At 58.3% G+C, this 20,631-nt stretch carries 20 protein-coding genes; 3 read left to right on the top strand and 17 right to left on the bottom strand.

The window, feature by feature from the left end:
* Positions 1-21: 21 nt before the first annotated feature.
* Entirely contained in the window at positions 22-867 is an 846-nt protein-coding gene (sseA, locus tag MKleb_RS20375) for a 3-mercaptopyruvate sulfurtransferase (RefSeq protein ID WP_014230369.1), read from the top strand.
* A gap of 39 nt (positions 868-906) precedes the next feature.
* On the opposite strand, the gene sseB is transcribed toward sseA, so the two are convergent.
* The 11 genes from sseB to trmJ form a co-directional block, all read right to left on the bottom strand.
* Positions 907-1,683, bottom strand: a complete 777-nt coding sequence (sseB, locus tag MKleb_RS20380; protein WP_025106598.1) for an enhanced serine sensitivity protein SseB — start codon at positions 1,681-1,683, stop codon at positions 907-909.
* A gap of 111 nt (positions 1,684-1,794) precedes the next feature.
* Positions 1,795-3,081 carry an aminopeptidase PepB gene (gene pepB, locus MKleb_RS20385; protein ID WP_025106597.1) on the bottom strand — a complete coding sequence of 429 codons (1,287 nt, stop codon included), beginning with the start codon at positions 3,079-3,081 and terminating at the stop codon, positions 1,795-1,797.
* Positions 3,082-3,187: 106 nt separating this feature from the next.
* Positions 3,188-3,388, bottom strand: a complete 201-nt coding sequence (gene iscX, locus MKleb_RS20390) for a Fe-S cluster assembly protein IscX (protein ID WP_004104502.1) — start codon at positions 3,386-3,388, stop codon at positions 3,188-3,190.
* Position 3,389: 1 nt separating this feature from the next.
* Positions 3,390-3,725 (bottom strand): ISC system 2Fe-2S type ferredoxin, encoded by a 336-nt coding sequence (gene fdx / locus MKleb_RS20395; protein WP_004104503.1) that lies wholly within the window; start codon positions 3,723-3,725, stop codon positions 3,390-3,392.
* 1 nt (position 3,726) lies between these two features.
* Positions 3,727-5,577, bottom strand: coding sequence for a Fe-S protein assembly chaperone HscA (gene hscA / locus MKleb_RS20400; RefSeq protein ID WP_025106596.1), 1,851 nt, complete (start codon positions 5,575-5,577; stop codon positions 3,727-3,729).
* Between the two features lie 15 nt (positions 5,578-5,592).
* The gene (hscB, locus tag MKleb_RS20405) at positions 5,593-6,108 is read right to left on the bottom strand and encodes a co-chaperone HscB (RefSeq protein ID WP_004104505.1); all 516 of its coding nucleotides are present in this window, start codon (positions 6,106-6,108) and stop codon (positions 5,593-5,595) included.
* A 75-nt stretch (positions 6,109-6,183) separates the two neighbouring features.
* Positions 6,184-6,507 carry an iron-sulfur cluster assembly protein IscA gene (gene iscA, locus MKleb_RS20410; protein ID WP_004104506.1) on the bottom strand — a complete coding sequence of 108 codons (324 nt, stop codon included), beginning with the start codon at positions 6,505-6,507 and terminating at the stop codon, positions 6,184-6,186.
* A 19-nt stretch (positions 6,508-6,526) separates the two neighbouring features.
* Positions 6,527-6,913, bottom strand: a complete 387-nt coding sequence (iscU, locus tag MKleb_RS20415) for a Fe-S cluster assembly scaffold IscU (RefSeq protein WP_002913991.1) — start codon at positions 6,911-6,913, stop codon at positions 6,527-6,529.
* 26 nt (positions 6,914-6,939) lie between these two features.
* The gene (gene iscS / locus MKleb_RS20420) at positions 6,940-8,154 is read right to left on the bottom strand and encodes a cysteine desulfurase (RefSeq protein WP_004134936.1); all 1,215 of its coding nucleotides are present in this window, start codon (positions 8,152-8,154) and stop codon (positions 6,940-6,942) included.
* A 176-nt stretch (positions 8,155-8,330) separates the two neighbouring features.
* Positions 8,331-8,822, bottom strand: a complete 492-nt coding sequence (iscR, locus tag MKleb_RS20425; protein WP_004853217.1) for a Fe-S cluster assembly transcriptional regulator IscR — start codon at positions 8,820-8,822, stop codon at positions 8,331-8,333.
* A gap of 237 nt (positions 8,823-9,059) precedes the next feature.
* On the bottom strand, positions 9,060-9,800 hold the full coding sequence (gene trmJ / locus MKleb_RS20430; RefSeq protein ID WP_025106595.1) for a tRNA (cytosine(32)/uridine(32)-2'-O)-methyltransferase TrmJ: 741 nt from the start codon (positions 9,798-9,800) through the stop codon (positions 9,060-9,062).
* Positions 9,801-9,920: 120 nt separating this feature from the next.
* Between trmJ and suhB the strand changes: the two genes are divergently transcribed.
* Entirely contained in the window at positions 9,921-10,724 is an 804-nt protein-coding gene (gene suhB / locus MKleb_RS20435; protein WP_004853221.1) for an inositol-1-monophosphatase, read from the top strand.
* 54 nt (positions 10,725-10,778) lie between these two features.
* On the opposite strand, the gene MKleb_RS20440 is transcribed toward suhB, so the two are convergent.
* Together MKleb_RS20440 and MKleb_RS20445 are read right to left on the bottom strand one after the other, a co-directional pair.
* On the bottom strand, positions 10,779-11,765 hold the full coding sequence (locus tag MKleb_RS20440) for a nickel/cobalt transporter (RefSeq protein WP_025106594.1): 987 nt from the start codon (positions 11,763-11,765) through the stop codon (positions 10,779-10,781).
* A complete protein-coding gene (locus MKleb_RS20445) occupies positions 11,756-12,394 on the bottom strand; it encodes a DUF1007 family protein (RefSeq protein WP_025106593.1) in 639 nt (212 codons plus the stop codon). The genes MKleb_RS20440 and MKleb_RS20445 overlap by 10 nt, the downstream gene beginning before the upstream one ends.
* Positions 12,395-12,518: 124 nt before the next feature.
* Between MKleb_RS20445 and csiE the strand changes: the two genes are divergently transcribed.
* Positions 12,519-13,796 carry a stationary phase inducible protein CsiE gene (gene csiE / locus MKleb_RS20450; RefSeq protein WP_032750899.1) on the top strand — a complete coding sequence of 426 codons (1,278 nt, stop codon included), beginning with the start codon at positions 12,519-12,521 and terminating at the stop codon, positions 13,794-13,796.
* Here csiE and MKleb_RS20455 read toward each other — a convergent pair.
* From MKleb_RS20455 to MKleb_RS20470, 4 genes are all read right to left on the bottom strand, one after another.
* Positions 13,793-14,926: a 3-phenylpropionate MFS transporter gene (locus tag MKleb_RS20455; RefSeq protein ID WP_004853228.1), complete on the bottom strand. Its 1,134-nt coding sequence runs from the start codon at positions 14,924-14,926 to the stop codon at positions 13,793-13,795. The two genes, csiE and MKleb_RS20455, sit on opposite strands and share 4 nt — an antisense overlap.
* A gap of 77 nt (positions 14,927-15,003) precedes the next feature.
* Positions 15,004-15,840 (bottom strand): aldose 1-epimerase, encoded by an 837-nt coding sequence (locus tag MKleb_RS20460; RefSeq protein ID WP_217076165.1) that lies wholly within the window; start codon positions 15,838-15,840, stop codon positions 15,004-15,006.
* The gene (locus tag MKleb_RS20465) at positions 15,840-17,276 is read right to left on the bottom strand and encodes a sugar porter family MFS transporter (RefSeq protein WP_025106590.1); all 1,437 of its coding nucleotides are present in this window, start codon (positions 17,274-17,276) and stop codon (positions 15,840-15,842) included. Before MKleb_RS20465 ends, MKleb_RS20460 begins: the two co-directional genes overlap by 1 nt.
* Positions 17,277-17,346: 70 nt before the next feature.
* A complete protein-coding gene (locus MKleb_RS20470; RefSeq protein ID WP_108703520.1) occupies positions 17,347-20,622 on the bottom strand; it encodes a DUF5107 domain-containing protein in 3,276 nt (1,091 codons plus the stop codon).
* Between the last annotated feature and the right edge of the window lie 9 nt (positions 20,623-20,631).

Here is a 20,631-nt window from a genome sequence, read left to right on the forward strand (position 1 = left end):
GTTGATGACACGGAGGCACTCATGTCTACCTCGTTTTTTGTCGCTGCCGACTGGCTGGCAGAGCATATTGATGACCCTGAAATCCAGATTATCGACGCGCGGATGGCCCCCCCGGGACAGGAAGAGCGCGATCTTAACGCTGAGTATCAGGCAGGCCATATTCCCGGCGCCGTCTTTTTCGATATCGAAGCCCTCTCTGACCACACCAGCCCGCTGCCGCACATGATGCCGCGCGCGGAGGCGTTTGCCGTCGCCATGCGCGAACTTGGCGTCAGCAGCGATAAGCATCTGGTGGTATACGATGAAGGCAATCTCTTCTCCGCGCCGCGCGCCTGGTGGATGCTGCGCACGTTCGGCGTTGAAAAGGTGTCGATTGTCGCCGGTGGGCTGGAGGGCTGGCGCCGCGATGGGCTACCGCTGGAGCAGGGCCTCCCCGAACTGCCGGAAGGTGATTTTGACGGCCGGGTCGATCCGCTGGCGATCAAGCGCCTGACGGATGTGCTGCTGGTCAGCCACGAAGGATCGGCGCAGATCGTCGATGCGCGCCCGGCAGGACGCTTTAATGGCCAGGTGGCAGAGCCGCGACCGGGACTGCGCAGCGGGCATATTCCCGGCGCGCTAAACGTACCGTGGACGGAGCTGGTGATTAACGGCGAACTGAAAACCACCGATGAACTCAACGAGATCTTCGCGCGTCAGGGCGTCGATTTTGAACGGCCGATTATTGCCAGCTGCGGCTCCGGCGTAACGGCGGCGGTCGTCGTGCTGGCGCTCACCACCCTCGGCGTTAACGGCGTTAGCCTGTACGATGGCTCATGGAGCGAATGGGGCGCGCGGACGGATTTGCCGATTGAACCGGCGCAGTAGGCCGTAAAGAGAACAACGGGGGCCTGAGCCCCCGTTGAGTTAAATAATCCGATTGTGCTTAAAGTCGCGCAGGAAGCTGCCCCAGCGCTTTTCATAAAACGGCGTGATGTGGGCGATCATAAAGTGGCTAATCCCCTTTTCCCCCTCCACCACCTGACAGATATCAATCGGCTCGTCGCCGGGAAGCGTATCGGTCGCCACGCTGCCGGTCGCCTGAATAACCTCCTCAATATCGCCTTCCGCTTCAATGCCAATCAGCAGGTTGGCTGGCGCATCGGCGCTGTCTTTGATAGAGCATAAAAACGCGCGCTTCACCGTTTTCAGGGTCTTAAACAGCGCGGTCAGCGAGTCCACCATCTGCGCGGGCGGCTCGGCAACCTCAGACAGCAGCAGCGACTCTCCGCCTTCAAGCACGGTCTGGGTGCTGAGCGGGCTGCCCTCTTCCCCCAGCAGATGGCTAATCTCACGCGGCGCAAACTCTTTGCCGGTGGCGAGTTTGGCATTGAGATAGAGCGTTTCGCCGAGGGTCATGGCGAACAGCGTGCGCACCGGCATCACCACAAAAGACTGTTCGTCCTCAACGGCCTGCTGCAGCGCTTCCAGCGAGGTGAAAAAAGGAATGACCGATGTGCCATCATCTTTTTCCCAGTGCTGCAGATCCAGCACGCTGTCTTCAACGACCTGCTCGCCCTGAGCGGCGGCTCCGGGTACCCACACGGTAGCTTCCAGCAGCGTACGGAAAAACGCCGGACGATGGCCTGGCTCGGTAGCCGCCTTCTCCAGCAGGGTTTCTAGCTCATTTTTAGTTTCGGACATAGTAGTTCCACAACGAAAATCCCCTCACCCCGGCTCTCTCCACGAAGGAAGCGGGAGAAAGCCGAACGTGACCTCCCCCTGAAACATCAGGGGGAGGGTCAGGGGAAAGGGTTATTCCGCGGTCAGCAAATTAGCAATAGTGCGCACGCCGAGGCCGGTCGCGCCCGCCGACCACTGCTCAACCGCAGATTTGCGGTAGGTCGCCGAGCAGTCGATATGCAGCCAGCCTTCATGATAATTCTCCACGAAGTGGGACAGAAAGCCCGCCGCGGTGCTGGCGCCGGCCGGATAGGCCGCGCTGCCGGTATTGTTCAGTTCAGCAAAGTTGGACGGCAGCTGGCCGCGGTGGAACTCAGCCAGCGGCAGGCGCCAGAAAGCTTCGTTTTCAGCCTGCGCGCTCGCCAGCAGGCGATTCGCCAGCGCATCATCAAAGCTGAACAGCGCGTGATAATCATTGCCCAGCGCGGTTTTCGCCGCGCCGGTCAGCGTGGCGGCATCGATGATCAGCGCCGGCTTTTGCGCCGAAGCATCGATCAGGCCGTCCGCCAGCACCAGGCGACCTTCCGCATCGGTGTTCATGATTTCCACGGTTTTGCCGTTGCGATAGTGAATAATATCGCCCAGTTTGAAGGCGTTACCGCTAATCAGGTTATCGGCGCAGCACAGATACAGCTTCACGCGCTTGTTCAGGCCGCGCGTGATGGCGAACGCCAGCGCGCCGGCCACCGTCGCCGCGCCGCCCATATCGGACTTCATCGAGTCCATAAACGCGCTCTGCTTGATGCTGTATCCGCCGGAGTCAAAGGTGATGCCTTTACCGACCAGGCAGGCGTACACCGGGGCTTCTTTGTCGCCGGTTGGGTTATAGTCCAGCGCCAGCAGGACCGGCGGACGCTCGGAGCCGCGGCCGACGGTGTGGAGGCCCAGGTAGTTCTGTTCGCGCAGATCTTCGCCCTTGGTGATGCGATAAGAGACGTTATCGCAGGCCACGCTGCACAGCAGGTCTACCGCACGCTGCGCCAGCTGTTCCGGCCCCAGCTCTTCCGCCGGGGCGTTGATGGTGTCGCGGACCCAGTCAATAATGGTCAGGCGGTTATCCAGTTCGCTTTTCTGCGCATCGTCGAGGGCCGGCCACTCCACTTTGCGGCTGCCTTTCGGGCCTTTATAACCGGCCCAGAACGCCCATGCGCGATCGGTATCCCAGCCCTTGCCGTCAAGCGCGACATGTTTGATGCCCATGCCGTCAATTTTTCGCGCCGCGCGCTGAATCAAACCGAGGTCGTCTTTGCCGTTCAGATGCAGGGCGATGCCGTCGTTATTAATGCTGTAAGATGCTTTTTCTCCCCAGCGCGCATCGGCTGGCTGAGCGGTAAGCGTAATTTTCATAGCTTCGGTCATTATCATTATCCTTCTTAGCAAACGGGCCGCCGTATGGCAGCCCGTAAAGTTCTTTCGCTCGTTGATTCATCCGGCTTAAACCACCGGGTAAATCATGACGCGAAAATTATTCTGCTTCGTCTAACCAGACTAGCAGAATCGCCTCAAGAATTTTTTCATTGGATGCGTTCGGATCGTCATCAAACTCTTCCAGATCGCAAATCCACTGATGCAGATCGGTGAAGCGAACGGTTTTCGGGTCGAGATCCGGGAAAGCGTCGTACAGCGCTTCGCCGATTTCACGACTATCGGTCCATTTCAGTCCCATATTAATGCTCGCGTGCGTGGTTGATGGTGTAACGCGGAATTTCGATGACCAAATCTTCGTCAGTCACCCGCGCCTGGCAGCTCAGACGGCTGTCGGGCTCAAGCCCCCAGGCCTTATCCAGCATGTCGTCTTCATCTTCGGTACTTTCCGCCAGCGAGTCAAAGCCTTCACGCACGATGCAGTGGCAGGTGGTACAGGCACAGGATTTTTCGCAGGCGTGTTCAATCTCAATACCGCTACGCAGCGCTGCATCAAGAATGGTCTCACCGGTCTCAGCTTCCACAACTACGCCATCCGGACACAGGTCCTGGTGGGGCAGAAAAACAATTTTTGGCATTTTAAACCTCGTCCACGGATTGGCCTTTCAGCGCAATACGGACCGATTGATCCATACGACGTGCGGCAAATTCCTGGGTTTGTGTGTCGATATTTTTAATCGCTTCTTTGATTGCATCGGCATCATCGCCTGCCGCTGCGGCGCGCACTTGCTCCGCGGCGTCATCGATAGCCTGACGCTCTGCGGCGCTTAACAGCGCGGCGTCGGCGGCCAGCGCGCTGACCAGACTTTCCAGTACGCGCGCGGCTTCAACTTTTTGCTCGGCCAGCATACGCGCCTGGACATCCTGTTCGGCGTAGCTCATCGAATCTTTAATCATGCTGGCGATCTCGCCATCGGTCAGACCGTAGGACGGTTTCACCTGGATAGAGGCCTCAACGCCGGTCGATTTCTCCATCGCCGTCACGCTCAGCAGGCCATCGGCATCCACCTGGAAGGTCACGCGAATATGCGCCCCGCCCGCCGGTAATGCCGGAATGCCGCGCAGCGCAAAGCGCGCCAGGGAGCGGCAGTCCTGCACCAGCTCGCGCTCGCCCTGCATAACGTGGATAGACATCGCCGTCTGACCATCTTTGAAGGTAGTGAACTCCTGCGCGCGCGCCACCGGAATGGTGGTGTTACGCGGGATAACCTTTTCCACCAGGCCACCCATGGTTTCCAGCCCCAGAGAGAGCGGAATGACATCAAGCAGCAGCAGCTCGCTGTCCGGCTTATTGCCCACCAGGATATCCGCCTGAATCGCCGCGCCGATGGCGACAACTTTATCCGGGTCGATAGAGGTCAGCGGCGTACGGCCAAAGAATTCGCCGACGCGTTCGCGCACCAGCGGCACGCGGGTCGAGCCGCCCACCATCACCACTTCCAGCACCTCTTGCGCCTCAACGCCGGCGTCTTTCAACGCGCGACGGCAGGCCAGCAAGGTGCGTTTGACCAGCGGCGCGATCAGGGCATTAAACTGGCTACGGGTCACCTCCCCCTGCCAACCGCCGACGTTCACCTGCGCCGTCTCGGCATCGCTGAGGGCGATTTTCGCCGCGATCGCCGCGTCAAGCAGCTCGCGCTGCAGGCGGTTATCGCTGCGATCGTTCAGGCCAGCCTGCTCGCGCAGATAATCGGCCAGCAGATGATCGAAATCGTCGCCGCCGAGCGCGGAATCGCCGCCGGTGGCCAGGACTTCAAACACGCCGCGGCTCAAGCGCAGCACGGAGATATCAAAAGTACCGCCGCCGAGATCGTAAACCGCGATGACCCCTTCCTGACCGGAGTCCAGGCCGTAGGCTATCGCCGCCGCGGTCGGCTCGTTCAGCAGACGCAGCACGTGCAGGCCCGCCAGACGCGCCGCGTCTTTGGTTCCCTGCCGCTGAGCATCATCGAAGTAGGCCGGCACGGTAATCACCACGCCGTCGAGCTCGCCCGCCAGCGCCTCGGTGGCGCGTTCGGCCAGCGCTTTTAGAATGTCGGCAGATACGCGGATCGGATTGAGCAAACCTCCCGTAGTCTGAATCATCGGCAGGCCGTTTTCGCTGGCCTGCAGCTGATAAGGCAGATGTGGGTAGCGGGCCTCGATATCGGCCAGAGAGCGGCCCATCATGCGTTTGACGGAGCTGATGGTGTTGACCGGATCCAGAGCGGCGTTTTGTCGCGCGTCATAGCCCACCGTCAAACCCGAAGCCTGATAGTTCACCACCGACGGCAGCAAATAGCGCCCCTGATGGTCGGGCAGAGTTTCGGCCTGGCCGCTACGCACGGTAGCCACCAGTGAATTGGTGGTGCCCAGGTCGATACCCGCCGCCAGACGTCGCTGGTGCGGCGCGGCGCTCAGTCCGGGCTCACTAATTTGTAATAAGGCCATAATTGCTTCCGAAAATTAAAAATCGAGCAGTTTTTCTTCGAGTTGTTCCGCACTGCTTCGCAGTTTATCGAGAAAACGCAGCTTGCGCACGGTATCCGCCGCCGCCTCCCACGTCTCGTTATTCAGTTGTTCAACCATCAGCTGATGCCGGGTATCAAATTGCGCTTTGACCCGCTTGATAAAGCTTTCCAGCCGCGCTTCATCTTTCGCCTTGCCTATCTCATCGAGCTCTTCGCGCAGTTCCAGCTGTTCCATCAGGAACGCGGTATCGCGCACGGTATGCTGCTCGCTGGCGAGATCGAAACCGTGAAGTGAAAGGAGATATTCGGCGCGGGTCAGCGGATGACGAAGGGTTTGCCACGCCTGATTAATGGTGGCGGACTGCTGCACCGCGGCGAGCTGTTCGGCCGCGCTGCCGCTGGCGAACTTATCGGGATGATACTGGCGCTGTAGCTCCTGGTACCGGGCAGCCAGGGGTTCTAACGAAAGGGTATAGCTGGCCGGTAACCCGAAGAGGGTAAAATAGTCCATAGCAACCTCAGGGTTAACGAGATAAAGCAAACCCCACTTACGGACGTCCGCAGTGGGGTTTAGATTACATTGCGATTATACGTTAAAGCTTTCGCCGCAGCCGCACTCGTCTTTCACGTTCGGGTTGGTGAACTTAAACCCTTCGTTAAGACCTTCTTTGACGAAGTCCAGCTGCGTACCGTCGAGGAACTGCAAACTTTTGCCGTCGATCACGACCTTCACGCCTTTGTCTTCAAACACGGTGTCTTCTGCCGCCGGCTCGTCAACAAACTCCAGTACATAAGCCATACCCGAGCAGCCGGAAGTTCTGACTCCCAGGCGCAGACCAAACCCTTTACCGCGGTTGGCCAGAAAGGTGTTGACTCGCGCTGCTGCACTGTCGCTTAAAGTAATCGACATAACAAACCTCAACTCTTAATTATTTTGCTTCACGTTTGCTTTTGTAATCCGCAATCGCGGCTTTAATCGCGTCTTCCGCCAGAATAGAGCAGTGAATTTTCACCGGCGGCAGCTCAAGCTCGTCTGCGATATCGGTGTTTTTGATCGCCTGAGCTTCGTCCAGCGATTTCCCTTTCACCCACTCGGTCACCAGGGAGCTGGAAGCAATAGCGGAACCGCAGCCGTAGGTCTTGAAACGCGCGTCTTCAATGATACCTTCATTGTTGACTTTAATCTGCAACTTCATCACGTCGCCGCACGCCGGTGCGCCAACCATGCCGCTGCCGACGTTTTCGTCGCTATTGTCGAAAGAGCCGACGTTGCGCGGATTCTCGTAATGATCGATAACTTTTTCGCTGTAAGCCATGATGAATTCTCCTTATTGGTGCCGAATTAGTGATGTGACCATTCAATGCTGTTCAGATCCACGCCCTGCTTGAACATTTCCCACAGCGGAGAAAGTTCGCGCAGACGACCAATGGAGTTGCGAACCAGATTGATGGTGTAGTCAATCTCTTCTTCGGTAGTAAAACGACCTAAAGAGAAACGAATAGAGCTATGCGCCAGCTCGTCGGTCATCCCCAGCGCGCGCAGCACGTAGGACGGCTCGAGGCTTGCGGAAGTACAGGCGGAACCGGAGGAGACCGCCAGGTCTTTCAGCGCCATAATCAGCGACTCGCCTTCAACGTAGTTAAAGCTGACGTTGAGAATGTTCGGCGCGCCCTGCTCGAGATCGCCGTTCAGGTAGACCTCTTCCATATCTTTTACGCCGTCCCACAGACGGTTACGCAGGCCGCGCAGGCGGGCCATTTCACTTTCCATCTCTTCTTTCGCGATACGGTAAGCTTCACCCATACCGACGATCTGGTGGACAGGCAGCGTCCCGGAGCGCATGCCGCGCTCGTGACCGCCGCCGTGCATCTGCGCTTCGATACGAATACGCGGTTTACGACGCACGTACAGCGCGCCGATGCCTTTCGGGCCATAGATTTTGTGGCCGGAGAAGGACATCAGATCAACTTTCAGCTGGCTCAGGTCGATAGGCAGTTTGCCCACGCTCTGGGTCGCGTCAACGTGGTAAATGATACCGCGGGCGCGGCACATCTCGCCGATGGTAGCGATATCCTGCACCACGCCGATTTCGTTATTCACGTGCATAATGGAAACAAGGATGGTGTCATCACGCATCGCGGCTTCCAGCTCTTTTAAATCGATAATGCCGTTACGCTGCGGGGCGAGGTAGGTCACTTCAAACCCTTCGCGCTCCAGCTGACGGCAGGTGTCCAGCACGGCTTTATGTTCGGTTTTGCTGGTGATGATGTGCTTGCCTTTTTTCTGATAAAAGTTGGCTGCACCTTTAATCGCCAGGTTGTCGGATTCCGTCGCGCCGGAAGTAAAAACGATTTCGCGCGGGTCAGCGCCGACCAGCTCGGCAATCTGATTACGGGCGATATCTACCGCCTCTTCAGCCTGCCAGCCAAAACGGTGTGAACGCGAGGCCGGGTTACCAAAGGTCCCGTCCAGGGTCAGGAACTGCATCATTTTCTCGGCAACACGCGGGTCCACCGGCGTGGTTGCGGAGTAATCGAGATAGATCGGTAATTTCATTGCTCTATAAACTCCGTACATCGCTTCAATGCAAGGAATCAGGCAACCGGCTGGATGTACGACCGAGTACACAGGATGTCGGAACATCCTGGCCTGATTCGAAAATCTTTTTTATCTTTTTTACTCAGCTCGTTTCATCTTGCAGCCGATAGCTGCAAGATGAAACTGAACGAGAACTACGCGCGCAGTTTGACGTCGATGGCGTCCTGAGCGCGGGTGCTACGCTGGGATTCATGGTTGTGCTGACGGCCGGAGACATCAAGGATTTCCTGGTTATTCACCAGTTCGCCCAGCGTGATGTTATTCAGAAAACCGGTCAGTCGCTCGCTCAGATCGCGCCACAGCGCGTGAGTCAGACACTTATCGCCGCCCTGGCAGCCGCCTTTACCCTGACAACGGGTGGCGTCAACGGATTCGTCCACTGCGCTGATAACTTCGCCAACCGCGATGCTACCCGCTTCTTTACCTAACAGATAACCGCCGCCTGGACCACGTACGCTGGAAACCAGGCCATTTTTGCGCAGGCGAGAGAACAGCTGTTCCAGATAGGAAAGCGAAATTCCCTGACGCTCTGAAATATCAGCCAACGGAACCGGACCCGATTCAGAGTTGAGCGCAACGTCAAGCATCGCGGTCACGGCATAACGCCCTTTAGATGTCAGTCTCATGTCTTACTTAACCTCAAACTCGCCCCTGCCCGGGCTTTTTATTAATATGGGTATTGCATAGCAAGGGCAAGTCTGACATTCCCGAGTAAATTGGTCAACTATTTACTTGACTGTTTTAGTCAGGTATTTGGCTTTCCGTGCCGTTTCACTTCAGCGCGGCCTGGTGCCCTCGCCCCGGCCCTCTCCCACAAGGAGAGAGGGAGCCCGCAGTACCGCGCCGCCGGGCAACGGCGTGCACTATGACTCTTTATTTTTCTGCTGCTGCTCAATTGACGCCAGCATGCCGCGCAGGATGTTCAGCTCCTGGCTTTCCGGGCGGGCGCGGGTAAACAAACGGCGCAGCTTGTTCATCACCTGGCCCGGGTGGCTGGCGCGGATAAACCCGGTTGCCAGCAGCGTCTGCTCCAGATGACCGTAGAAACGCTCTAAATCATCCACCAGCGGATACGGGGTTTCTTCATGCTCGACGACAGGTTCATTTTGCTCCTGCGCCGCCAGCCAGGCCATACGCACTTCATAGGAGATAACCTGCACCGCCATCGCCAGGTTCAGCGAGCTGTATTCCGGGTTGGCAGCGATTGCCACATGGTAGTGACACTTCTGCAGCTCTTCGTTAGTCAGGCCGACGCGTTCGCGGCCAAAGACCAGCGCGATCGGCGCATGCTGCGCTTCGGCAACGCTTTTCAGGCCGCATTCACGCGGGTCGAGCATCGGCCACGGCAGCGTACGGGAGCGCGCGCTGGTCCCCACGACGAGGCTACAGCCCGCCAGCGCTTCATCAAGGGTATCAACGATGTGTGCATTGCCAATGACGTCGCTGGCCCCCGCCGCCAGAGCGATGGCCTGAGAATCGGGTTTGACCAGAGGATTGACCAGCCACAGGTTGGTTAACCCCATGGTTTTCATTGCGCGGGCGACGGAGCCCATATTGCCGGTGTGTGAGGTTTCTACCAGTACGATTCGAATATTTTGCAGCATTATGGTTCTTCGGCTAAAGATTATTCGTGCATGCTATCATAAAACGAAGACATAAGGAGATTTCACTGTTACTATATGCGCCGTTTTTTCCCGTTCTTTAACATCCAGTGAGAGATACCGATGCATCCGATGCTGAACATCGCCGTGCGCGCAGCGCGCAAGGCGGGTAATTTAATTGCCAAGCACTACGAAACCCCTGACTCCGTAGAAACCAGCCAGAAAGGCAGCAATGATTTTGTGACCAACGTCGATAAAGCCGCCGAGGCGATGATTATCGAAACCATTCGCAAATCTTACCCGCAGCACACCATCATCACCGAAGAAAGCGGTGAGCACGCTGGTGAAGATCAGGATGTTCAATGGGTTATCGATCCACTGGATGGCACCACCAACTTCGTCAAACGTCTGCCGCACTTCTCCGTCTCCATCGCCGTACGCATTAAAGGCCGTACTGAAGTGGCCGTGGTTTACGATCCGATGCGTAACGAACTGTTCACCGCGACCCGCGGTCAGGGCGCGCAGCTGAACGGCTACCGCCTGCGCGGCAGCAGCGCTCGCGACCTGGATGGCACGATCATCGCCACCGGCTTCCCGTTCAAAGCAAAACAGCACGCGACCTCTTACATGAACATCCTCGGCAACATGTTCACCGAATGCGCGGATTTCCGCCGCACCGGTTCCGCTGCCCTGGATCTGGCCTACGTTGCCGCTGGCCGGGTTGACGGCTACTTTGAAATCGCGCTGAAACCGTGGGATTTCGCGGCAGGCGAGCTGATCGCCCGTGAAGCAGGCGCTATCGTCTGCGACTTTACCGGCGGCCATAACTACCTGCTGACCGGCAACATCGTTGCAGGTAACCCGCGCGTCGTTAAAGCGATGCTGGCCAATATGCGCGAGCATCTGAGTGAAGCGCTGAAGCGTTAATATCTCACTGAATGAAAAGCAAAAAGGAAGCCGCGGCTTCCTTTTTTTATCGCATTAAAACGGCCGCAGGCCGCCGCCCGATGGCATCGCGCTACTCCACATCACGATGGCCGCCGCCAGTAAAATCACGCCGCCGGCCAGCGCCAGCGTTGCCCAACCGATCTGCTTCCACAGCGCCGGCGCCCGATTCGCGCTCAGCCTGACCGCCAGCTGGCGGAAACCATGAACCAGCAGCGCCAGCGCGCTAATCGTCAGCGAGGTTCCCGCCGCCATCGCCATCGCGGCCGCCATGCCCCAGCCAAATACGCCGATAACCTTGCTGAATAACAGCACCATAATGGCTCCGGAGCAGGGCCGCATCCCCATTGACAGCACGATAGCCAGCCGCGCCCGCCAGTCATCGCCGCTTTGCAGCTGTTCCGGCGCCGGCAGATGCTGGTGTCCGCAGCCGCAGCCGCAGCTGGCGTGATGAACGTGATGCGCGGTGAAGGCGGTGAATGTCGGCCGGCGCAGCAGCATCCGCAGCTTTTTCAGCGCCCGCCAGCACAGCAAAAGGCCCAGCGCGCCGACCAGCAGATAGCTTCCCTTTTCCAGCCAGAAGCTGCTCAGATGCAGCTGTCTTGCCGGCAGCCGCAGCAGCGTCAGTACCACCACCACTAAGACGATAGCCACCAGCCCCTGCAGCAACGAAGCGGCCAGCGTCAGGCCGATGCTCGATTTCAGCTTCGACGGATGGGTTGCCAGCCAGGTGGTTATGACCACCTTGCCGTGCCCCGGCCCCAGCGCATGCAGGATGCCGTAGGCGAAGCTAAACCCCAGCAGCGACAGCCCGGCGGCGGCAGGATTCTCCGCAACCGCCTGCAGAAGCCGACTCAGTTCGACATTCAGCGCGCGCTGCCAGACCGCGCTTTGCAGCAGCACCTGCGGCCAGGCCCGCCATAGCCAGAAGCCAGCTCCGGCTGCCAGCAGCAGAAACAGCGCCAGCGGCCACAGCTGACGCCAGCGCGGCGAACGGCCGGTTTGAGCAAAAATCACTGACATTGCAGCGTCACCTTTTGCGCGAAGTAATTCCCCAGTTCCATATCCTCCGGCGGCGCATCCGCCTTATCCAGCGACTGCGCGTAGGACAACATTTTTTCGTTAGGCTTCGGCGTCATCACTTTTGCCGTGCAGCTTGTCTTCATCGCCGTCGGTAGTGTGAAGTCTGCGTCTTTGTCGTAATACATATCAACATAATAGGTCGGGTCGTAGGTGGAAAAGGTGAAGGTTTGCCCGGCCAGAGGCTGCGGCTTCGCCAGCGGCAGGGTAAAGGTGAGCACCGCCTGATGACCGCTGCGTTCAAGGCCATAACCAGCGGGCCGATTATCAAACTTCACCCGCTGGCCGTTGTGCCATAGCTCGCTGAAATAGTGCTGGCCCAGCACGTTCGCCATCACTTCCGCCGCCAGCTTTTTCCAGATTTCGCTACCGGGTTTAGCGTTGCCCGCATCATAGAGCAGATCGGCGGAGGTGATTTCATCCATCGTCCAGCGCATTTTAAAGCCGGTGAGCAGCCCATTTTCCGCCACGGCCTCCGTTTGCAAACTGATGAAACTGTGCGGATGCGCCGCCGCAGATAGCGATAAAAACATGAAAAACGCTACGCTGACGCATTGTTTCACTCTCTTCATCTGTTCCTCGCGTGAAAAATTCTGTGAACCCCGCCAGCAGTCCTGATGTAAAGACCCGGAAATGCCCTGTTCACCCTCAATACATTAACTACTCTTAACGAAAACCCTAACTGGAACTAACCGGATGATGACAGTGATTGAACCACCATCTGTGCTTTCCAGTCCACAGCGCCGTAGCCAGGTGCTCCTGATGTTTTATCTGCCCGGGCAGTCCGTGACGCCCGAATGGCTGGGTAACCTCACCCAGGTTGATGAGGATACCGCCCGGCAGGACATTGCGGAGACGGGACGCGAGATTCAGCGTTATCACCGCTTGACCCTTGCTTCACAAGCGGACGGCAGCTATCGGATGGAAGGCGCCGCGCTCGATCAACGCTTATGCCTGCTGCACGGCCTGCGCCGCGGGCTGCGCCTGTGCCCGCATTTTGTCAGCCACCATTTTACCCCGGCATTGAAAACGCAGCTTAAACAGCAGGGTATCGCACGCACGCTGTATGACGACACCAATCTTCAGGCATTGGTCAACCGCTGCTCGCGCGCCCTGAACCGGCAGTTTGACTGCCGCGACGTGCATTTTCTGCGTCTTTATTTACAGTATTGTTTGCTGCAGCACCACCTTGGACAGAGCCCCACTTTCACCCACGAGCAGCAGCGCTGGGCGCAAGCCGCCGCCGAGTTTTCCCTCGCCGAGGAGATTGTCCGCCACTGGCAGCGGCGGGTTGCGGCAACGCCCCATGCCGGAGAACAGCTGTTTCTGGCCCTGCTGTTTATGCTGTTGAAAACCCCCGATCCTATCCGCGATGGTCATCAGCACGATCGCCGTCTGCATCTGGCCATTTCCGGGCTGATTCACCGCTTTCAGAACCTGGCGGGCCGTCCGTTTAGCGATGAACAGGGGCTGAGCGATCAGCTCTATATTCACCTTTCGCAGGCGCTACACCGCAGCGTTTTCGCTATCGGTATCGATAACGCGCTGCCGGAGGAGATTGGCCGTCTTTATCCCCGTTTGATGCGCACAACGCAGGCTGCGCTGGCGGAGTTCGAAGCCAGCTGGCAGGTACGCTTTAGCCAGGAGGAAGTCAGTTTAATCGCGGTGATCTTCGGCGCCTGGCTGATGCAAAAAAGCGATCTGCAGGAGAAACAGGTGGTTCTGCTGACCGATGATAACCCGGACCTTGAGCAGTCGCTGGAGCAGCAGCTGCGCGAGTTAACCCTGCTGCCGCTCAATATAAAGTATTTGAGCGTGAGCACCTTTCAGAAAGAGGGCGCGCCGAAGGAAGTGACGCTGATCGTCACTCCCTATGCCACGGCGCTGCCGCTGTTTTCGCCGCCGCTGTTTCACGCCGAAGAGACGTTCAGCGATCATCAGCAGCAGCAGATTTGCAAAATGCTGGAGGCCTAAGCCACCGCTTTTGGCCGCACCACCAGCGCCGGTAAGGCCACCAGCGCCATCACCCAGAAAACGCCCTGGTGCAGATGCTGGTAGAGGAAACCGGCAAAGACCGTCATCACCGCAATGCTGCCGCCCATCGCGACGGCGGAGTAGACCGCCTGCAGGCGGATCACTTCGCTGCCCTGACGCGCCGCAATGTAGCGCATCGCCGCCAGATGGCACACCGTAAAGGTGCCGCAGTGGAGGATCTGCGCGACGATAAGCCAGGGTAGCGCCGTCGTCCAGCCCATCAACGTCCAGCGAATTAGCCCGCACACCGCGGACAGCAGCAGCAGATCGCGGGCGCTAAAGCGGCGGAAGACTTTTTTGCTCAGCGCGAAAATCACCACTTCCGCCACGACGCCAAGCGACCACAGGTAGCCCACGGCGGAGGCGGAATACCCCGCTTCCTGCCAGTAGATAGCGCTAAATCCGTAGTAGGCGGCGTGCGCGCCCTGCAGCAAACAGACGCAGGCGAGGAAGCGCCAGCTTTGCCTCACCAGCGTAAGCCAGGCCGCCAGGCCGGCCGCTTCCTGCTGGCGGGATTCGCCCTGCGGCTGCACCGACGGCTTCAGCAGCATGCCGAGCAGCATGGAGGCAATACCGACGCTGAGCATCACCAGTATCATCCGGTAGTCATACAGGCTGACCAGCTTCCCGGTCAGCGCCGAGCCAATGACGAAAGCTATCGACCCCCACAGGCGCACGCGCCCGTAGTCCATGGTGATCTGCTTTTGCCAGGTATTCGCCAGCGCGTCGGTCAGCGGCACCAGCGGCGAGAAAAAGAGGTTAAAGCCGACGATAATCACCATCAGCCAGGCAACCTGGTGGCCGATCCAAAATGCGAGCGCAAAGAGCAGCGTCAGCAGCGCCAGAATGCGCAGAGAAGAGATAAGACGGGACGGGTCGCTGACCCGCGGCGCAATCAGCAGGCTGCCAAGAAAGCGCGACACCAGCCCGGCGCCGAGCAGCATGCCGATGGTTTCCGGCGTCAGGCCAAGTCCGGAAAGCCAGACGCTCCAGAAAGGCAGGAAGATACCGTAGCTAAAAAAATAGGTGAAGTAACTTAGCGCCAGCCAGCGCGTGGAGTGTAAGACCATGATTCCCTCCCGAATGGAGGCGACAGTCTGGCGATAAAGCGGGGCGGGCGCAAGATACCCTCGCCCCAGATATGGCGCTATTCGCGCCCCTGTACGTCTATTTTCAGCGAAAAACTCAGCGTATCTCCGGCGCCTAAAACCCGCAGCCCCGGCTGTCCGTCCATGTTATGGGCGTTTACCGGATGACTTTGCGGCTCGAGGCAAAGGAACGGCTCGCCCTGCATTCTGAAAAGCATCAACCACGGAGTTTGCGAAAGAATTGTGATATCCATCACATCACTAATCACCCTCGCCCGCCCGCTCCAGCCGGAATAGCCCACGTTCAGCCAGCGATCCTCACCGTACTGCGCGTGGCTGAAATCGGCGTAGCCGGGCAACTGGCCTTGCCAGCCGAGAGGAAGATGCTGCTCCCCTTCCGGCCAGTAGCCGGCGGCTGCAAACTGCACCGTACCGCGCTTATCAAAAGGAAAAAACGGATGAAAACCGCAGCCATAGGGGATGGGCGTGCTACCGCAGTGGGTAAGCGTCAGCGCAGCCACCAGCTGGTTACGCAGCAGCTGGTAGCGGATCTGCGCCAGGTAATCGAAACCGCAGGCATGCTGCCGACGTAGCTGTAACACGCAATAGCCGCCGCCGCGCGCAATCATATCCCAGCGCTGCAGCCAACCGTCGCCGTGGAGAAAAAAATGCGCGTCGGCGTGGTTGCGAGGCAGAACTATCTCACGTCCCTGAAAAATAAAGCGGTTCCCGGCGACGCGATTGGCCAGCGGCAGCATCGGAAACATGCCGCCGGCGGGGTTTTCATACAGCACCGGCGCCTGATAATGCCGCGAGTATAAACTTTGCACTTTGCCGCCCAGAGAAGCGACGCGCATCCGCAGATGCGCGTTTTCCAGAATCCACTCTTCCGCCATTAGCGCGTCTGCTCCTGCTTCATCGCCTGAGCGCCCGCATGACGTTGCGCCAGCTGCTCTTCCAGGGCTTCGAGAGTGACCCCCTTCGTTTCCGGCACGTTGCGCAGAATATAGAGGTAGCCGGCAGCGCAAATGACGCCATACAGCAGGAAACTGCCCGCCGCGCCCAGTCCAGCATTAAGCAGCGGGAAAGTGTAGGTTAACAAGAAACAGGCAATCCACAGCGCCAGGGTGCCTAAGGACATCGCGAGTCCGCGAACGCGGTTGGGGAAGATTTCCGCCAGCAGTACCCAGGTAACCGGCGCCAGGGTCAAGGCGTAAATAGCAATCGCCGCCAGCACCAGCAGCAGAACGGGCCAGCCCATGATGCCCATGCCATAGGCGGCGGCAATCAGAACATAGATCAGCGTCAACCCTGAGGCACCGAGCAGCATTAATTTACGGCGGCCGATTTTATCCACCAGCGGCAGCGCGGCGAGGGTAAACACCAGGTTGACGATTCCCGTTGCGACGATCGATTTCAGCGTGCTGTTAATATCGAATCCCGCCGAGGCAAAAATCTCCTGCGCGTAGTTAAAGATGACGTTAATTCCGCACCACTGCTGGAAGACGGCGAGGACCATACCAATGATAACGATCGGTTTAACCTGCGGAGCCAGCAGCGCGCCGTAGGATATTTTATGGTTATCTTTTTCCAGCGTGTGCGCGATGTCGCGTAATATCCTGTCGGCATAGTCGGCGGAGCCAATGCGCTCCAGCGCGGCCCGGGCGCGATCCGGCTTACCGGCCTTCATGAGCCAGCGCGGCGACTCAGGAACAAAAAACATCAGCACCAAAAACGCCAGCGCAGGCACCAGTTCCGCGCCGAACATCCAGCGCCAGCCCATCTGCCCGTTCCAGGTCTCCACAATCATCTGCTGCGTCGCCCCCGTCGCTACGGGTTCCGCAATCATCAGGTTGATAAGCTGAGCGGCCAGCACGCCAATCACGATAGTGAGCTGGTTTATCGCAACAAAGCGCCCTCTTTTTTCTGCCGGGCTGACTTCCGCGATGTAAAGCGGGCTGAGCGCGGATGCCAGACCAATGCCCACGCCGCCCACAATGCGGTAAACCACAAACATGTCGAAACTGCTGGCGACCGCCGTCCCCCACGCCGAAGCGCTGAACAGCACGGCGGACAGTATTAAGGGCAGCTTGCGCCCCAGTTTATCGGCGCACCATCCCGAGATTAATGCGCCGAAAACGCAGCCCACCAGCGCTGAGCTCATTGCCCAGCCGGACTGCGCCGGGTCGGTAATGGAAAACCAGGCTTCATAAAACGGCTTTGCGCCGCCAATCACCACCCAGTCATAGCCAAAGAGTAAACCACCGCAGGCGGCGACCAGACAGATAGTCCAGACGTAGCCCATTTTCAGATGTGTCTGCGCGTTATTCATAATGATTCCTCTATAAGGGAAACGCAGGGAACAGTAGGGTTCAGGCGGGCCAGGCCCGCCCGTTTCAGGTTCAGGAAAACATGCCGCTTTGCAGGGCATGACGAATCAGATGCGCCTTATCATGAGCCGGGTTCAGCTGCAGCAGCCGCTGCATCGCCTGCTGGCTGGCGGATAAGTTGCCCAGCCCCAGATGGCCCAGCGCTTCAATAAACAAACAGTGCTGCTGATGCTGCTGCTGCGCTGAAACATCGAGCACCACCAGATCCGGGAGAGAAACGGCAAAAAAGTCGGCTTGCGGAACGTCATCCCGATGCTGCCTGGCCCAGGCGATAAAATTCTGGAAGTGCTGCTCGGCCTGCGCCGGATTACCGCTCTTACGCAGCGCGATGCCCTGCCAGAAAAGGTAATCGGCGGGCTGATCGTTGTAGTAACGCCCGGCGTCCAGCGTTGAGCCCCCTTGCAGGGCAAGCTGGTAATATTCCGCTGCCCGGTGCGCATCCCCAGTCTGTTCCGCGCAATAGCCCAGCAAATACCAGATATCGTTGTCCGTCTGCCCGGGCAGCCGCCCCTCTCCCAGGTTATCGGGATAGCGTAACGCTTCATTCAGGCAGCGAGCGGCCTGCGTGAACGCCTTACGTTCGATCAACTGTAAAGCGCGATGGAGCTGATTGAGCAAATACTGGCCGGTAACTTTCCCCTCCCCGCCTTCCCAGGGATGAAATACGCGCGTACCGAGAATAGCGGCGGCATCGGCATAATGGCCGGCCGCGTTCCACAGGCTTAACAGCTCAGCGGTCAGGTCATCCCGTTTCAGCACCACCGCTTTGCGCGCCGCCAGCGTTTCCAGTCGTTCGTTTACCGGCGTACCCAGTGATTTTTTCAGGAAATCAAGCTCAAAGAGGAAGCGCGCGTTTTCGGGCTCAAGCTCTACGGCCCGCTGCAGATAAGCCAGCGCCTGCGCGGCATCCTGTTGTTTGTTCCAGGCGTAGACCCCCAGCAGACGATGAGCGGGCGCATAGTCGGGAGATTTTTCCAGCGTCTCGCGCCAGCAGCTTACCGCCTCTTCATAGCGACGTTTGCTGTACCAGAAGCAACCGAGCAGATAGCGGGCAAAAGCGCTATCGCTCAGGGTTTGCAGCATCTGGACTTCATCGAGCGTATTGGGGAAACGCACTTTTCGCGCATGGCAGCGCTCGGCTTCGGCAATTAACCGTTGCCGTTTATTCACATCATCGCTTAACGAGGCGCGCCACAGTATCGGCAGCGCCTCCTGGCAATCCAGAACCTCAAGCACCTCCTTCGCCGCCTGCTTCTGACCGATGGAGAGCAGCCAGCCCGCCAGCAGGCTGCCGTTGATCCCTCTGCGCCCCGTTACGCGCAGCAGGCCCGCGCGCGACTCATCGCCCGGCGCAATCATCCAGCGCGCGCAGTGCAGCGGATAGCTCAACGGGTATTGTTCGAGGCAGACGACAATATACGCCTGTGCCTCTTTCGTCCGCCCGCTGTTCGCTAACGCCAGCGCTTTCAGCCCCATAGCCAGATGGTTGCTGGCGTTAAACTGCAGGCTGGTGTTGACCTTTTCCAGCGCGTCGGCGGTATCGCCACGCTTCATCGCCAGCCTTGCCAGCGCCCACCAGGCGGCATCGCGGCAGTTACCGCTCCAGGACGCTTTGTAATAGCAATCCCATGCTCCAGCTTCATCGCCCTGCCTTTCCAGCGCGCTGCCAAGCAGCATGCTGGCTTCGCCATCGCGCGGATTTTTATTCAGACGATGGGCGCGAAGTAGCGCGGCCCGGGCACATTGCTCCGCCAGCCCCCAGTCGGCGCAATTAAACGCCAGCGTCCCGAGGGCAACATTATTGCGGTAATCCTGCGGATCGAGGGCTATCGCCCGGCGATAGTAATCCGCGGCATAGCGGCTTGCATGATTGTATTGTTCAAGATGCTGGCCGATAAAATAGAGCTCATCGCCGTTATGAATCTCTTCCGGCATCGCCGGCGCGCAGGCAGGTTCGGGCAGGGGCGTCTGCTGAGTAATATGTTCCTGATAATCCAGCAGCGGCTGGTTGTCTGCGGTTTTCACCCTAATGGTTAAGCGCCGGGCGTCATTTTCCGGCAGCGTATGCTGCCAGCTCTCGCCGGGCTTCAGCGTAAGCTGAGTTTCATACAGCGGCTGCTTTTCCGCGCTGAGTTCAACAACAATATTTTCCAGCGGCGCAATGGCGTAAACGCCGAGCTGCAGCTGCTCCGTCTCACGAACCAGCTTCAGCGCCAGCTGCGTATTGGCATTTTGCACCATCCCCAGCTCGCTGTAGGGAAGGAAGTTTTGCACAAACACCTTCTCTTCATAAGGCGCAAGCCAGGTAAAGTCAGGCTGGTTATCGGTGTAGACGCCGGTCATCAGCTCGATATAGGGGCCATTTTCGTCGGTCAGATTGCGGTCCCACGCCTGGCCAAAGTCGCCATAGCCCCAGCTCCACTGTTTTTTGCCCGGCGAGACGTGATGGTCGGCAACATGCAGCAGCCCACCGCGCTCGTCGTGGTGATAAGCGCCGACAAAGTCGTAGTCCGATTTCTCCGCCATATACGAGGTGGGTACCGGAACGTTTTTATAACGGGAGATATCGACGCCCGCAGAATAGTCCACTTTGTAGTAGGTGCCGGTGGCGATGGGAAAAGCGGAAACATCGCGCTTGCCGTGATCGAATACGGCGGTGACGTCGGGTGGAAACACGCTCTGGTGAGCATCGCCGCCTTTGACCGCCGGGTTGGCCCACCACAGGAAATGACGCGGCGTTGCGTTACCATTAAAAACCTTACCGGTAATTTCAATCAGCGCGCGGTCAGGATAGAGAGTAAACCCGGTCATGACCTGCAAACCGCGCATGGGCTCCGCTTCCCCCATCCATACGGTTTGCACGCCGTTTTCCCCGCGCTGGATCGAAAAATCGACCGGCATAAAGGTCGTCGGTCGGTGATGCTGCGGCCAGTTGAACTCGATACCGCCGGAGATCCAGGGCCCCAGTAGCCCTACCAGGGCGGGCTTAACGACTTCATTGTAATAGACGAAATCGCGCTGTTTGACTTTGTCATACGCCCGGTGAATACGTCCGCCGAGCTCCGGCAGCAGCATGATACGAATGAAATCATTCTCCATCCATACTGCCTGATAATCGCGCATTTCACGCTTGCCGGTCAGGGTATCTATCACGCCGTAGGGATAGACGTTGCCGGAGGAACCCTGATAAACGCGCTTTTCCAGAAACATGGGGTTCGGATCCTCCGCCCCCGTCGTCCACGTAGGTAATGTGATTGTTTCCTGCCAGACCTTAACCGAACCGTACATGACGCCTCC

It is taken from the genome of Klebsiella sp. PL-2018 (assembly GCF_019048985.1).
Classification (GTDB): Bacteria; Pseudomonadota; Gammaproteobacteria; order Enterobacterales; family Enterobacteriaceae; genus Klebsiella; species Klebsiella michiganensis.

Bases quoted from the DNA above. Each gene is read 5' to 3' on its own strand.
- MKleb_RS20470 (WP_108703520.1), bottom strand. From the start codon at position 20,622: ATGTACGGTTCGGTTAAGGTCTGGCAGGAAACAATCACATTACCTACG.
- hscA (WP_025106596.1), bottom strand. From the start codon at position 5,577: ATGGCCTTATTACAAATTAGTGAGCCCGGACTGAGCGCCGCGCCGCAC.
- MKleb_RS20460 (WP_217076165.1), bottom strand. From the start codon at position 15,840: ATGGCGGAAGAGTGGATTCTGGAAAACGCGCATCTGCGGATGCGCGTC.
- iscS (WP_004134936.1), bottom strand. From the start codon at position 8,154: ATGAAATTACCGATCTATCTCGATTACTCCGCAACCACGCCGGTGGAC.
- trmJ (WP_025106595.1), bottom strand. From the start codon at position 9,800: ATGCTGCAAAATATTCGAATCGTACTGGTAGAAACCTCACACACCGGC.
- iscX (WP_004104502.1), bottom strand. From the start codon at position 3,388: ATGGGACTGAAATGGACCGATAGTCGTGAAATCGGCGAAGCGCTGTAC.
- MKleb_RS20440 (WP_025106594.1), bottom strand. From the start codon at position 11,765: ATGTCAGTGATTTTTGCTCAAACCGGCCGTTCGCCGCGCTGGCGTCAG.
- sseB (WP_025106598.1), bottom strand. From the start codon at position 1,683: ATGTCCGAAACTAAAAATGAGCTAGAAACCCTGCTGGAGAAGGCGGCT.
- pepB (WP_025106597.1), bottom strand. From the start codon at position 3,081: ATGACCGAAGCTATGAAAATTACGCTTACCGCTCAGCCAGCCGATGCG.
- hscB (WP_004104505.1), bottom strand. From the start codon at position 6,108: ATGGACTATTTTACCCTCTTCGGGTTACCGGCCAGCTATACCCTTTCG.
- iscU (WP_002913991.1), bottom strand. From the start codon at position 6,913: ATGGCTTACAGCGAAAAAGTTATCGATCATTACGAGAATCCGCGCAAC.
- MKleb_RS20445 (WP_025106593.1), bottom strand. From the start codon at position 12,394: ATGAAGAGAGTGAAACAATGCGTCAGCGTAGCGTTTTTCATGTTTTTA.
- sseA (WP_014230369.1), top strand. From the start codon at position 22: ATGTCTACCTCGTTTTTTGTCGCTGCCGACTGGCTGGCAGAGCATATT.
- MKleb_RS20465 (WP_025106590.1), bottom strand. From the start codon at position 17,276: ATGAATAACGCGCAGACACATCTGAAAATGGGCTACGTCTGGACTATC.
- iscA (WP_004104506.1), bottom strand. From the start codon at position 6,507: ATGTCGATTACTTTAAGCGACAGTGCAGCAGCGCGAGTCAACACCTTT.
- suhB (WP_004853221.1), top strand. From the start codon at position 9,921: ATGCATCCGATGCTGAACATCGCCGTGCGCGCAGCGCGCAAGGCGGGT.
- MKleb_RS20455 (WP_004853228.1), bottom strand. From the start codon at position 14,926: ATGGTCTTACACTCCACGCGCTGGCTGGCGCTAAGTTACTTCACCTAT.
- csiE (WP_032750899.1), top strand. From the start codon at position 12,519: ATGATGACAGTGATTGAACCACCATCTGTGCTTTCCAGTCCACAGCGC.
- iscR (WP_004853217.1), bottom strand. From the start codon at position 8,822: ATGAGACTGACATCTAAAGGGCGTTATGCCGTGACCGCGATGCTTGAC.
- fdx (WP_004104503.1), bottom strand. From the start codon at position 3,725: ATGCCAAAAATTGTTTTTCTGCCCCACCAGGACCTGTGTCCGGATGGC.